A 12648-nucleotide genomic window follows, 5' to 3' on the forward strand; every position below is an offset into this window, starting at 1 on the left:
CCAGTCTCGAACCCCCGCTCGGCCATCACTGTAGCGCGAGACCTTCAGGATTGCGATTACTGGGGAGCCTGCGGAACGGCCGGGGTCTAAGGTGACCGACGTGCATGTCCTTTTCGTTTGTACCGGCAATATCTGTCGATCTCCTACGGCGGAGAGGCTGGCTGCGGCGTATGCGCAGGAGAGTGGCCAGGAGTTGACGACGTCGAGTGCGGGGACGCACGGACTGTCGGGGCATGCGATGGACGAGACGGCGGCGACGGTGTTGCGTCAGCTGGGCGGTGAGTCGGAGGGCTTCGTGGCTCGTCGGATTTCACCACGGATCGCCGACGAGGCGGATGTGATCCTGACGATGACGACGCGGCATCGGGACGAGGTGTTGGCGATTGCTCCGCGGAAGCTTCGGAGGACGTTCACACTTCTCGAAGCGGCTGCGCTGGCGGAGGCGTCGGGGGCGCAGACGATCGACGGTATCGCCGAGGCACGGGCGCGGCACCGGGTGGACGCCGCGGACATCGACGATCCGTATCGCCGTGAACACGAGGTGTACGAGTCGGTCGGTCAGCAGATCGCCGATGTTCTGCCTGCGGTCCTGCGCCTGCTCTGACCGCGCGCGAATTCCTACGCCGAGCGCACCTGCGATGCCCTGCGGTAGCGTTCTCGCAGCACCGCCACAGGTCGATGTGGCGGTCCGAGCGGACAAGGCTTATCGAACATGCGCGACAAAGTCATCGCGATCTCGGCGGTGGCGATCGCCGGAGTTGCCGTCGTCGTCGGTCTGTCGATCGGTGCACTGGGTGGGGCGTTCGACGACACCAGCGACAGGGTCCAACCGCCTGCACTTCGTTCGGATCTGAGCACGGTGGTCAGCGCGACGACTTCGTCGGTGATCACGGTCCCGCCGTCGCCGACATGGCAGGTCGCTGTTCCCACGACACCGAAGCCGACAACGACCGCGCCGACGACGACCGCGCCGTCGCGAACTCCGGGGTCCGAGACTACGAGCAGGTCTCCGCGTAATCGTGGTACGACCACGACCGAGACCGAGTCGGATTCGGAAGACACCACGACGACGCGGTAGGTCGTACTTTCGGAGGACGTGAATCTCGCTCCGACAGCCGACGCGGCGACGTGCTGTTCTGCGCGACGCTGTCTTCATGACATTCATGGGCTTCGAACGATGATCGCCGCCGTCATCGTCGTCTGCGAGATCGGGTTCTGGGCGTTGATTCTGAGCGGCCTTCTGGTCCGTTACGTGCTGGGGAAGCGTCGAATCGCGACGTGGTTACTGGCGTCGGTTCCGGTGCTGGATGTCGTCTTGATCGTCGCGGTCGCGTTCGACCTCGGTCGCGGCACGCCGGTCGGTTCGGTGCACCACCTTGCTGCCTACTATCTGGGGTTCAGCGTCGGGTTCGGGCCTGCGATGATCGCGTGGCTGGATGTGCGCGTCGCTCATCGCTTTGCCGGTGGCCCGCCGCCGGTGAAGTTGGACAAGGATTCGGAGGCGTACCGCCGTTACCTGTGGGAGGACTGGTTCCGCGCGGTCAAGGCCTGTGCGATCGCGGCGGCAGTTCTGGTGGGCCTGGCGTACACGGTTGCATCGGACGAGCAGGCGGCGACGTTGTTGTCCAGCATTCGTCCGCTCGGATTGATCCTGGGCATCTGGTTTCTCGCCGGTCCGGCGTTCTCGCGGGTCAAGCAATCGGTCCAGTGATCCGCCGGCGTCGTCACCGTCCGGTGAACCCGATCTCGGCCAGATCGGCCACGAACTGCGTGCCCGACGGTGCCAGCTCGGCCACCCAGATCAGAACCGCACGTAACCCGGTGGGTGCGTCGACGGTGATGTCGGTGGCACCTGCGCCGAGGGTCCCGGCCCCGAGGAGTTGCGTCGACGCGAGGGTTCCGTCCGGTTCCGGTGGGGTTCGGATTTCCACGACGGCTCCGGGCTGCGGCGTCGCGACCCATACTGTCGTCAGGTCGACAGCGTCGGCAAACGCCACGACGACTCCTATCCCGTTGTCGGTGTCTCCGAAGGGTGCGCGATAGAGGTCGGTGGACCACGAGGTCGACGGGTCGGCGTCGACGGCACGGGTGGCGTCGGCTGCGTTGTCGGGCGCTCGGACGGCCGACCATATTTCGGCACCGGACGGCAGGATCGGAGTGTCGACGGGTGCTGCGGCCACTGGTTGGACCTGCGCGGTGGGCAGCGTGGGCACGGCTACGGCGCCGCGCACGTCGCCGTAGTCTCCGCCTGCGATGCTCGTCGACACCAGCCATCCTCCGCCGCCGAGGACGGCCAGGAACGCCGCAGCCACGGCTGTGAGACCCAATACCTTTGCTGCGCTTGGCTTTTCCCGGCCTGTTTCGTCGCGGTGCGTCGACGGGGCCGCGTAGTCACCGACCACGGCGACGTAGGGCGCCGTGGTCGATGGGTCGACCACGCGGACTCGTCCGACACTGCTCGTTCGTGCCGATTCACAGAACCTGCGGACCGCATCAGGTGAGGGATCCCTCGCGTGGATCGAGTCGACATGGACCAGCGTCAGGGTGGTGTGCCTGCCGGTCGACAGGTTGTCGGCCGTCCAGCGCGTGAGCCACGGTGCGGAATCCTGCCTGTTCAGCAGCCGATAGCGTCGCGCTATTACTTCCCCGGGAACGGGTGACGGAACCATGAGCGCCTCCGTGTGCGGCGCTCCTGCCCGGGTCGTCCCCCAGGCTCCACTCTCGGGCCGACGCCGGAATGGACGAGCCGCTCTCGACGGCTATTGTGCTCCGTCACAAACAGCGCTGTCCGCGCTTTGACAACGCGAAGTTATGTGGCGGGATCCCAGACCATGTGAACGGTTGTCCCGTCGTGATCGGAGGTGACGGCCGTCGAGTCGGCCAAGGCGTGCATCAACGGCACTCCACGTCCACGGGTGGCGTCGGGGGCGTGTACCGCCCAGGCACCGTGATCGCGCACCGTCACTTCGATACGCCCGGAGTCGGGCGTCCACAGAGCGTACAAATCGAGCGTGCCCGAACTGCCTGAATACGCGTGCTCCACCGAGTTGGCCAACGCCTCGTACGTCGCCAGAACCACGTCGTACACGCGTTCCGGCGCGATCTGCAAGCCCGTCAGCCACTCACCGAGCGCAATGCGCAGCGCGGACGCGCGCTCCGCGACCGCCGACTCTCCGTCGAATTCAAGGCGCATGACGTCCCCTGGAACTTGTGCGGAAGGCGGCTTGGTAGCAGCGGCCACGGCGTCTTCTCCACCGAATGCAATTGCCATCATGATCCCGTCATACCCAGAAGTTCAGGAATTACCCGTCTGTAGCGCAGCCAGCGCTTCGTCGACGGTCGCGTAGATACCGAACACCTCGTGCAGACCGACCAGGGTCAGTGGACGACCGGTGGAGGGACCGTCGGCGACGACGGCGAAGCCCGCCGCACCACCCAACTTCTGGTGGGTGGATGCCAGGAGGGACATGCCTGCCGACGCAAGGAACGACACGTCGGACAGATCGATCACCACCGACGAAGGGCCCTTCTCCAGGACCAACTCCACCGACTCGGACAATTGTGGGGAAGTCACCAGGTCGAGTTCCCCCGACACGGTCACGATCACGGCGCCGTCGCGCCACTCCACAGCCACATCGAAATGCTGGGGGCCTGGCCCTGTCTCGTCTAGCGTCACAGCCGCCAACATACCCGAGTCCGTCCTGTGATCTCCCTCCGCGGACAGTGCCGACCGACTCGGTGGCCGATAAGGTCTCGTTGTGTGATCCCCACCCGCCCCGCAGTGAGCGCGACGGTGGCATTCGGCGGAGCGGTCGGTGCGGTGGTTCGGTACGAGATCTGGCATTGGCGGGATTCGCCGAAGTGGCTGTTGATCAATACTTTCGGCATCAACGTGGTCGGGTGTCTGTTGCTCGGCGCGACGTTGGGCTACCTGTCGGGACGGAATGCGCCGCTGGCGCGTGCTGCGGCCACGGGCCTTGCCTGCGGATTCACGACGTTCAGTTTCTACGCGCTGCAGGGCATCACTCACGACGGGGCGTGGAAGTCGGTTCTGTACATAGTCGCGACCCCGGTCGCCGCGGTGCTCGCTCTTGCTGCTGGAGCTCTCGTGACGAGGCCTGCGCCGCGATGACTCTGTTGCTGCTCATCGCGGTGGGTGGGGCGTTGGGTGCCCTGGTGCACTATCACGTCACTGCTGCTGTGTCCGATCCGGAACGCGTCGTGATGCTCACGCTGATCACCTGCGGGGTTCTGGGGTTCTTCACGGCCGCTGCACCGCCCGATCGGCTGGTCGGCGTCGCGAGTTTCGGATTTCTTGCTGCACTCGCGCCGATGAGTTCCGTGGCGCTGGTCTTCGTCACGCAGGTCAGGGCGCGGCGGTACAGGCGCGCGGTCGTGGTGCTCGCCGCGACGGTGATCGGCGGTATCGCGTGCGCGATGTTGGGGTTCCTGCTGTACAGCTCGGGGCTGACGCTCTACCGCAAGTTCTGACAGTCGCCCTGCACGGCGGCCTTCGCGAAGCCTGCCAGCTGGTAGAGGTACGTGTACTCCCAGTAGACGAGGGAGAAGTTGTACGTCCGCGGGACGGCCTGCATGGTGACGTCGCCGTCGAAGCACTGTCCGAAGATGTGCTTGGCCCTGGGCAGGTGATAGCGCCAGCTGACCACGATGACGTGGTCCCACCCACGTTCCTCCGCCAGGCGCTGCGTGAAGATCGCCTCGCCCCGAGTCGTGCTGGGGATCGGCTCTTCGCACAGAACGGAGTACTTCTCGGTCGTCACGCCGCAGTACTTCTTCATGTAGGGGTCCGACGGCCCGTAGGGGTCGGAGAGTACGACGGTGTCCGCCACCCCTTGCTCCGCCAGCGACACTCCGTACGCCTCACGGCCGTCGTGCTCGCCACCGAGAACGACGATGGCGTCGGCTTTCGTGATCGGGTCTATTCGGGCTTTGGTGAACGTCAGATAGCCACCGACACCGACGACGGACACCACGAGTACCGGCAGCACCACGGCCAGCACCACGAAGAGATTCCGACGATTCACTCGTCAAGGGTATGCAGGGTGATCCCCAGCGCGCCCGGTCGGCGATGGACATCACGTTCTCGCCGGTGTGTGTGCGCGATCTGCACCAACCCGAACCAACGGCGCAGGCTGACCCGCGCCGTTGGTTCGGTGAGCCCGGTCTACTGACTCGGCTCGGGGAGGTTGCAGTCGGTGACCTTGGGGTTGACGCCTGCGTAGTTGAGTGGGCCTGCGACCACGGTCAGTGCGATGGTTCCGACGCCTGCGCAGTTCTCGGGTGCACTGTCGAAGTACCCACGTTGAAAAACGGCGAAGGCGCCGATGACGAGCCAGACTACGACGATCAGAGTGACGAAGCGCATGATTTTCCCCTACCCGTAGCCGTGTCTCGGCTACCGCGAATCGGGCGAGTACCCGAATTCCGGCATGCTAACCGTCGACTACACGGTCACGGGCCGGAACCTGCCACCCTTTGTGCAGAGTCGACACGCCTTGTCACGTCAACGCAGGCGTGCCAGGTCCGCACAAAGGGTGCCAGGTCCATCACCCGAGGTATCACCGTCAGGCCCGTACCGCCTGCGCTCTCGGAGCCGGGGTGAGTGAGGCGTCGGCCAGGCCGAGGTGATCGCGCAGTGTCGTGCCGGTGTAGTCGGTGCGGAACAGTCCGCGTCGCTGCAGCTCGGGCACCACGTATTCGACGAAGTCGACGAAGGTGCCCGGCGCCTGGGCTGCGGACAGGATGTAACCGTCGGCCTCCCCGCCGTGGAAGCCTTCTTCTATCTGGTCGGCGATCTGAGTGGCGGTGCCGACGAACTGTGGCAGCAGAACGCCCTGGGCGTAGAGCTTGCCGATGTCGCGCAGGGTCAGTGCGTCCTTGTCGCTGAGCCGTCGGGCCAGGTCGAACAGGCCTTGACTGCCAGGAACGGCGACTTCGGTGATGGGTGAGTCCAGGTCGTACTGCGAGAAGTCGTGGTCGGTGTGGACCGACAGTGTGATCAGCCCGGAGATCGGGTCGGCCAGTTCGTTGTGGAATGCCTGCTTCTCGCGTGCGATGGCTTCCGTCTCGCCGACGAACGGGACGAACGAGGGGAAGATCTTGATGTCGTCGGGGTTGCGGCCGAAGTTCGACGCCCTCGACTTCACGTCGTCGTAGCAGGCCTTGCGACCTTCTTTCGTCGGGTCGATCTCGAAGATCGCGTCGGCCCAGCGGGCGGCGAAATCGCGACCGGTCGGCGACGAGCCTGCTTGGAAGATGACGGGTCGGCTCTGCGGCGAGTGCGGTGCGGTCAGCGGTCCGCGGGATTTGAAGTAGGTCCCGTCGTGGTCGATGGTGCGTACCTTGTCCGGGTCGGCGAACACTCCGGAGACCTTGTCCTGCACCAGAGCGTCGCGATCCCAGCTGCCCCACAGGTCGTAGGCGACCTCGAGGAATTCGTGGGCGCGGTCGTATCGCTCGTCGTGCGGCAGGTGGTTGTCGATCCCGAAGTTCTGGGCCTCGGCTTGGTTGAGGGAGGTGACCACGTTCCAGCCCGCGCGGCCACGGCTGAGGTGATCGAGCGTGCTGAAGATGCGTGCGACCTCGTACGGGTGGAAGTACGTGGTGGACTTCGTGATTGCCAGACCGATCTTCTCGGTGACGCCGGCGAGTGTTGCGGCGACGAGGGAGGGATCGATCGTCGCCGACGCCTGGGTTCCGCTGCTGAGCGGCACTTTGATGTCGTTGCCGTAGCGCACGGGTGTCGCCAGGAGGTCGGCGAAGAACAGGAAGTCGAACTTGCCGCGTTCGAGGATCTTCGCGACTCGCTCGTAGTAGTCGGGGCCGAGGTAATCGGTTTCCGACGCCGGGTGCCGCCAGGCGGCGTGCGAGTGGGTGACGTGGGATGCGATGAGAAATCCAGCGAGGTGAAGTTCACGAGACATGTGAAAGCCCTTCTCAGAAGTAACCGTTGAACGGCAACGGTTCGCCGTTGAGTACGTAGTTCCCGATCGCCGACGCTTTGTAGGCGGCTGGGTTGTGCAGTGTGATGGTGCGAATGTTTCGCCAGTGTCGGTCGAGGTTCTTGGCGCGTGATGCGGCGGATGCGCCACCGACTTCGAAGAGCACTGTTGCTGCGCGGGTGGCGATCTCGTCGATGTGGACTTTGGCTTCGGAGGCGCGAAGGGAGGCGTTCGCCGCGAGGGCCGCGTCGGGCACCCCGTTGTTCAGTGAGGCGTGGGCGGTGTCGATGGCGTCGGCCGCGGCGAGGGTGGTGGCTTCGGCGGCGAATGCCGTGCTGGCGAGGGTTCCCAATGCGTTCAGCAGGAGTGGGTCTCGGTGGAGTTCTTCGGTGGGTCCGTGTGCGAATCCGCGGGTACGGCTCTGGATCAGGGTCTTGGCGTCGCTGACGACGTTACGGAGAATTCCGCTGACCAGGCCGTGCAGGTAGAGCTGCAGGAAGGCGAATTGATACGACGGGTCCGGTGCTGCGTCGAGTGGGATGCGCGAGACGATGTCGTCGTCGGTGACGTGCACCTTCTGGAATCGTGTCGTTCCGGTTCCGGTGCGGCGCTGGCCGATACCGTCCCAGTCGTCGACGATCGTGACGCCGTCGCGGTCGGTGGGGACGATTGAAGCCGCAGAACAGTGTGCCGGTGGAGTAGAGGCAGGAGCGGAGCCTGCGGAGTGACCGGACGTAGTTGCTCGCCGTCGAGGAGGTATCCGTCCGTGTGTGGGGTGAGGTGGGTTCCGTACTTGAAGTTTCCGACGGCCTGCGAGCCTCGTTCGCTGCTGGCGTTTCCGAAGATCTTGCCCTGCAGGATCAGTTGGATCCATCGGTCACTGTCGTACCCGGCGTAGTCGACGGCGGTTGCTTCACGCAGTCGCTCTTCGACGAACCAGTAGTGCGTGCGGAGGATGTGCGCGACGATGGGGTCCGCTTCGGCGAGATCGATGATGACGCCGAATGTTTCGCGGACGGTCAGTCCTGCTCCGCCGATCTCCTTGGGCAGCCGCAGGGCACCGAATCCGGCGCGTCGGAGGACGTCGATCTGCTGGTGTGGATTCTCGTCGGCGAGGTCGCGGGCGCTCGCGCCTTCGGCGATGGAGGCGAGCAGTTCTCGGTATCGGGGCGAGCCCGGCTCGACGACCCCGACGGACTCGACTGTGGATGTCATGCAAAAAGCCCTTTCGATCGTGTGCAGTCCGACCGAACAAACTTTCAATATCGAGGGCTCGGTGTCACCAGTTGCGATCACGGTGAGCCTGAGAGTTGACTGTGACCGGGCGTCACTGTCAACGTGTCGAGCTCCTTCCCCTTGGTTTCCGGCGCAGCGTAGGCCATCCACAGCACCGCGAACACGACGAACGCGGTGACGATGGCGAAGGTGAGCGGCAGTCCGAGGATCGGCCACATCACCGACCCGAACAGCAGGGGCGCGAAGCCGGTCGCGATACGGCTGACCGAGGAGGCGTACCCGAATCCCGACGCACGGAGCTCCGTCGGGTAGAGCTCGGAGACGTAGCAGTACAGGACCGGGATGGCGATCTGGATCACGAACCCGAACACTGCGAGCCATACCAACACGCCGGATCCGACGTCGAGCATCACCGCGAACAGCACCAGCGCGGCGCCTGCCAGCGGCCCGGAGATTCCGATGACCCATTTCCTGCCGACGACCTCGACGAGGTATGCGGACACGGCGACGCCGACGATGCCGACGGCGGTCATCAGCGTCGTTCCGGCGAAGGCCGCGAAATCGTCGTAGCCCTCTCGGCGCAGGATCGACGGCATCCAGCTGAGTGCGGCGTAGTAGAGCAGCATGATCGACACGAACAGCAGCCACGACGCCGAGGTGATCCGTGGGCTGTAGCGCCATACTGCGGCGAGGCCTCGTTTCGGCGAGGCCTGGGCGACGATCGAATAATCCTGCGACGCAGCGCCTGTGCGGGTGACCATGTCGTCGATGATCGCTCGCGCTTCTGCCTCACGGCCCACCTTGGCGAGGTAGATCGGAGATTCGGGGATCCCGCGCCTGACCCAGAACAGAAGCAGTGCAGGAAGAATCATGAACAGCAGCATGATTCGCCAGCGCACGTCTCCGTCGATCGGCACCAGCAGGGTGGCGACGACGCCGCAGATGGTGGCTCCGATGGGCCACCAACCGTCCATGGCGGACAGTACTTTTCCGCGAATCCGCCGCGGCGAGAATTCACTGACGAGTGCGTAGTCGACGGGGATGCAGCCGCCGAGGCCGAAGCCCGCGAGGAACCGCAGCAGTACGAAGGTCTCGAAGTTGGGCGACAGCGCCCCGAGCACCGAGAACAGCGCGAAGATCAGCAGGGTGAGCGCGAAGGCCTTCTTGCGTCCGAGACGGTCCGCAATGGTGCCCCACACGACGGCGCCGACGGCCATTCCGATGAGGTTGCCGGTGGCGACCAGGCCTCGCTCGGCCTGCGACAGGTCCCAGTAGGACCCGAGGAGTGGCGTCAGGAAGCCGTTGAGGGCCACGTCCCAAGCGTCGAACATGAAGCCGAGACCACCGATGACGAAGATGCGGCCTTGCACGCCCCACTTCCACGGAAGTTCCTGGACGATCTGTTCACCGGTTTTCACCGATGCATCCTCTCACTGCTCGGCCGTATAGTGTCATCTCCATGCGAGCTGGGGTGGCGCTGCTGGCGGCGGCGAGCCTGTTTCTTGCCTCGTGCAGCAGTAACGATGTGCAGTCCGAGACCGAGTCGACCACGGAAGCGACTGCCGTGGATCTGCGGTTGGTGTCGGGTTCCTTCACCGTCGGCAGCCCTGTTCTGGAAACTCCCCCGCCGTTCCACGGGGTGCCGTCGGACTCGACTCCCACCGCTCCCGGTGACGAGTACGGAGATTTCGGGATCGCGGACGTGCAGGTCGACGATGCCCGGGCGGTGTTCACGTTCACCGGCGAGGGCGTGATCAATTACGTGGGCCGGTACGTCGACTCTGCCACCACCTACGCGGGAGGCGACCTCGATGTGCCGGGGACGTCGATTCTGCAGGTCGAACTGATCTCGTCGCCGTCGGCGGATCCGCGGAACGACGTCGAGGTAGCGGCCGACGGCGGCATTCGGTCGCTGCTGACGTCGAGCGCGACGCCCGGGGTCACCCAGGCCTTCGTCGGGACGGGGTCCGAGCGTCCGGATTTCACCGTCACCACCGAATCCGATCCACCGGCACTGATCGTCACTCTCCTCGGTTAGTTCCCCTCGTCAACGGTTTGAGCACTCGGCTGGGCACCCAGTGCGTCACCGTCTCGCATCGATCCTTGGACATGAGTTGGTAGGTGACGCGGCCGATCCAGTCACCGTCGACGGTCATCGACCACTCGGTCAGGTCCCCCGGCACGACTCGTCGGACGTCGAAGCCGTCGGCGGTGAAGGTTCCACTGTGGTGCGGAGGTTGCGGGTACAGGACGGACAGGTCGATCAGGACCTTGACTGCAGGCGTCAGAACCTTGAACGGCCGACGATGCGGATCCACTCCGCCGCTGGAACCGTTCACTCGCATCGTTCGATCATATGTTCGAAGCAAGATCGACTCAATCCAGCGTTGACGTACACTGTACGGCGAGGAAAGGGCGCGCCATGATCTTTACCCTCCCGCCGCTGGAGCAGCAGGCAGCCACGCTGATCGAACTCGGTGTCCACACCTTCGCGGGTTTGACCGAGAACGATGTTGCCAACGCCGTCGCGGACAACACCGACGACGCCCTCCTGGTCCTGAGCCGTGCGCAGCCGTCGCAACTCGCTCCCCTGCTGCGGCGCAGCGGCCGGGCCGGGTTCGTGGTGACCGACATGGTCGACGTCGACCGTTTCGAACCGATCGAGTCGCTGTCCATGCCGCCGGGACCGGCCTATGTCGTCGACAGCCCCGAGCGTGGGGACGAGATGGAGAACTGGAGCCCGGACGAGGCGCTGCCGTCGATCACGGCGGCCGGCCGCAGCCCTCTTACCCTTCTCGAGGGTATTCACTGGCTACTGCAGGTACCCGAGGTACTGGAACGGGGGCACTGCTTCATGACGATCGGCTCGCGGCTGCGTAAGCCCGACGGCGCTCTGGACACCCGTACGCCCGCGGTGTGGATCAGCAACGGCACCGGCCGCGACGGGGTGGACAACCGCAACGCCCCCAAGGTCGGGTGGTGCTGGGCGGGCAACAGGCACACGTGGCTGGGTTTCGCCTCGACTGCAGGCAGGCGTCCGCTGTGACCGTACGTCGGGCGTTGCTCGCGGTAGCCGTACTGGTAATTCTGCCGGTCACTGCATGCGGTGAGGATTCGAATCTTCCTCCGACGGGCGGCTCGTTCGACTATCAACTCGGCGGTGCGTACGACGGTGATTTCGACATCGTGGCACGAGATTCCACCGCTGAGCCTGCCGAGGGCGCGTACTCGATCTGCTATGTCAACGGTTTCCAGACCCAACCCGGCGCCGAGTGGCCGGAGGGTCTATTACTGCACGACGGCGGCGAGCTCGTCGTGGACCCGGAATGGCCGGACGAGTACGTTCTGGACACGGGGACGAACGACGACAGGCGCGGCATCCTCGACGTCGTCGGTCGGTCCATCGATCGTTGCGCTGCTTCGGGTTTCGATGCTGTGGAGATCGACAACCTCGACGTGTGGACTCGGTTCCCCGGGTCGGTGAGCGAGGAGTCCACTCTCGACCTCGCCGCGATGTATGCCGAACGAGCGCACGGCGCAGGTATGGCCATTGCGCAGAAGAATGCTCCCGACGGTGCGGAGAACATCAGGAACACAGTCGGTTTCGACTTCGTGGTGGCGGAGCAGTGCATCGAGTTCGACGAATGCGCGTTTTACACCGATGTGTACGGCGATGCGGTGTTGGACATCGAGTACGCCGAGGAGTTCTGTTCGGCGTCGGATCGTCCGGCGATGACGATTCTGCGAGATCGAGGGCTGACGACGCCGCCCGATCCGTCCTACGTGTACCGGCGGTGCTGATTGTTACTCGTCACAGCGGCAGAGGAGTCCGAAATTCGACAACCCAGCCCGGAACTGTGACTGTGGAGGACGCAGAATCCGCCGAGAAGTTTGGAGAAGTACCCGCATGAAGGCCTCGTGTCGCTCGATCGCAGTCCTCGCAGCCGCCCTGAGCTTGGGCATCGCCGGTTGCAGCTCCGACGAGGGGACCGACAACGGCGCCGAGGCGTCGGGCGGCGACCTCTGCACGCACCTCGAGGACATCTCGACGTTCGAGATGAACTCACAGACTTCGGCGCAGATCGATCCGGCCGACTGGCCGGGTATGCAGGCGGTACTCCAGGAGTACGGCGACGGACTGTCGGAGCACTACGACCCGGCCATCACCGCTGCCGATCCGGACATCGCGGCCGATCTGACGACGGTCCGGGACGCGAGCGCCCAGGTGACGAATCTGGTCACCGAGGCATCGACGTTCGAGGAGTACCAGCAGAAGACCGAAGCGACCATCGACGTGGACAGCTTCACCGCAGCCCGCGATGCGAGCGCTCGTATCGATACCTACGCGCAGTCCAACTGCGAGTTCGCGAAGCAGATGCAAGAGCAGCAGCAACAACAACCGCAGCAGCCTCAGCTCGAGGAAGTCCCCGCTCAGCCCGGCGGCTGACCC

Annotated in this window: 17 protein-coding genes and 1 pseudogene; 9 read left to right on the forward strand and 9 right to left on the reverse strand. The window is 64.8% G+C overall.

Annotation, left to right across the window (positions count from 1 at the left end; all coding sequences use genetic code 11):
• Window positions 1–100: 100 nt before the first annotated feature.
• The 3 genes from CH292_RS05470 (at window position 101) to CH292_RS05480 (ending at window position 1711) form a co-directional block, all read left to right on the forward strand.
• The gene (locus CH292_RS05470; protein ID WP_027498622.1) at window positions 101–604 is read left to right on the forward strand and encodes a hypothetical protein; all 504 of its coding nucleotides are present in this window, start codon (window positions 101–103) and stop codon (window positions 602–604) included.
• Window positions 605–712: 108 nt separating this feature from the next.
• Window positions 713–1078, forward strand: a complete 366-nt coding sequence (locus CH292_RS05475) for a hypothetical protein (RefSeq protein WP_020110730.1) — start codon at window positions 713–715, stop codon at window positions 1076–1078.
• Between the two features lie 99 nt (window positions 1079–1177).
• Window positions 1178–1711 (forward strand): hypothetical protein, encoded by a 534-nt coding sequence (locus tag CH292_RS05480; RefSeq protein ID WP_019663871.1) that lies wholly within the window; start codon window positions 1178–1180, stop codon window positions 1709–1711.
• A gap of 13 nt (window positions 1712–1724) precedes the next feature.
• Here CH292_RS05480 and CH292_RS05485 read toward each other — a convergent pair whose 3' ends face one another.
• The 3 genes from CH292_RS05485 to CH292_RS05500 form a co-directional block, all read right to left on the reverse strand.
• Window positions 1725–2669 (reverse strand): hypothetical protein, encoded by a 945-nt coding sequence (locus CH292_RS05485; protein WP_143545725.1) that lies wholly within the window; start codon window positions 2667–2669, stop codon window positions 1725–1727.
• A gap of 140 nt (window positions 2670–2809) precedes the next feature.
• A complete protein-coding gene (locus CH292_RS05495) occupies window positions 2810–3193 on the reverse strand; it encodes an ATP-binding protein (protein ID WP_020110728.1) in 384 nt (127 codons plus the stop codon).
• A gap of 102 nt (window positions 3194–3295) precedes the next feature.
• Window positions 3296–3634, reverse strand: coding sequence for an STAS domain-containing protein (locus tag CH292_RS05500; protein WP_256977940.1), 339 nt, complete (start codon window positions 3632–3634; stop codon window positions 3296–3298).
• A 126-nt stretch (window positions 3635–3760) separates the two neighbouring features.
• Here CH292_RS05500 and CH292_RS05505 point away from each other — a divergent pair, with 126 nt between their 5' ends.
• Together CH292_RS05505 and CH292_RS05510 are read left to right on the forward strand one after the other, a co-directional pair.
• A complete protein-coding gene (locus CH292_RS05505) occupies window positions 3761–4132 on the forward strand; it encodes a CrcB family protein (protein ID WP_244165114.1) in 372 nt (123 codons plus the stop codon).
• A complete protein-coding gene (locus CH292_RS05510) occupies window positions 4129–4491 on the forward strand; it encodes a CrcB family protein (RefSeq protein WP_033189119.1) in 363 nt (120 codons plus the stop codon). The genes CH292_RS05505 and CH292_RS05510 overlap by 4 nt, the downstream gene beginning before the upstream one ends.
• Here the strand turns inward: CH292_RS05510 and CH292_RS05515 are convergent.
• The 5 genes and pseudogenes from CH292_RS05515 to CH292_RS05535 form a co-directional block, all read right to left on the reverse strand.
• Window positions 4476–5045, reverse strand: coding sequence for a YdcF family protein (locus CH292_RS05515; protein WP_094654181.1), 570 nt, complete (start codon window positions 5043–5045; stop codon window positions 4476–4478). The genes CH292_RS05510 and CH292_RS05515 overlap by 16 nt on opposite strands.
• Window positions 5046–5185: 140 nt before the next feature.
• Entirely contained in the window at window positions 5186–5386 is a 201-nt protein-coding gene (locus tag CH292_RS05520) for a hypothetical protein (RefSeq protein ID WP_019663878.1), read from the reverse strand.
• 199 nt (window positions 5387–5585) lie between these two features.
• Entirely contained in the window at window positions 5586–6944 is a 1359-nt protein-coding gene (locus tag CH292_RS05525; RefSeq protein WP_094654182.1) for an LLM class flavin-dependent oxidoreductase, read from the reverse strand.
• A 13-nt stretch (window positions 6945–6957) separates the two neighbouring features.
• Window positions 6958–8177: pseudogene (locus tag CH292_RS05530) on the reverse strand (acyl-CoA dehydrogenase).
• A 77-nt stretch (window positions 8178–8254) separates the two neighbouring features.
• Window positions 8255–9616, reverse strand: coding sequence for an MFS transporter (locus CH292_RS05535; protein WP_019663882.1), 1362 nt, complete (start codon window positions 9614–9616; stop codon window positions 8255–8257).
• 41 nt (window positions 9617–9657) lie between these two features.
• Here CH292_RS05535 and CH292_RS05540 point away from each other — a divergent pair, with 41 nt between their 5' ends.
• Window positions 9658–10236 (forward strand): hypothetical protein, encoded by a 579-nt coding sequence (locus CH292_RS05540; protein WP_256977941.1) that lies wholly within the window; start codon window positions 9658–9660, stop codon window positions 10234–10236.
• Here the strand turns inward: CH292_RS05540 and CH292_RS05545 are convergent.
• Complete coding sequence (locus CH292_RS05545) at window positions 10220–10543, reverse strand: hypothetical protein (RefSeq protein ID WP_019663884.1); 324 nt, start codon at window positions 10541–10543, stop codon at window positions 10220–10222. The two genes, CH292_RS05540 and CH292_RS05545, sit on opposite strands and share 17 nt — an antisense overlap.
• 77 nt (window positions 10544–10620) lie before the next feature.
• Between CH292_RS05545 and CH292_RS05550 the strand changes: the two genes are divergently transcribed.
• The 3 genes from CH292_RS05550 (at window position 10621) to CH292_RS05560 (ending at window position 12645) form a co-directional block, all read left to right on the forward strand.
• Window positions 10621–11244 carry a DUF5701 family protein gene (locus tag CH292_RS05550; RefSeq protein WP_094628497.1) on the forward strand — a complete coding sequence of 208 codons (624 nt, stop codon included), beginning with the start codon at window positions 10621–10623 and terminating at the stop codon, window positions 11242–11244.
• Entirely contained in the window at window positions 11241–11999 is a 759-nt protein-coding gene (locus tag CH292_RS05555; RefSeq protein WP_094654184.1) for an endo alpha-1,4 polygalactosaminidase, read from the forward strand. Before CH292_RS05550 ends, CH292_RS05555 begins: the two co-directional genes overlap by 4 nt.
• 106 nt (window positions 12000–12105) lie before the next feature.
• Window positions 12106–12645 (forward strand): hypothetical protein, encoded by a 540-nt coding sequence (locus tag CH292_RS05560; protein ID WP_094654185.1) that lies wholly within the window; start codon window positions 12106–12108, stop codon window positions 12643–12645.
• Window positions 12646–12648: the final 3 nt, after the last annotated feature.

This window comes from Rhodococcus sp. 14-2470-1a (assembly GCF_002259425.1).
Taxonomy (GTDB): domain Bacteria; phylum Actinomycetota; class Actinomycetes; order Mycobacteriales; family Mycobacteriaceae; genus Rhodococcoides; species Rhodococcoides fascians_E.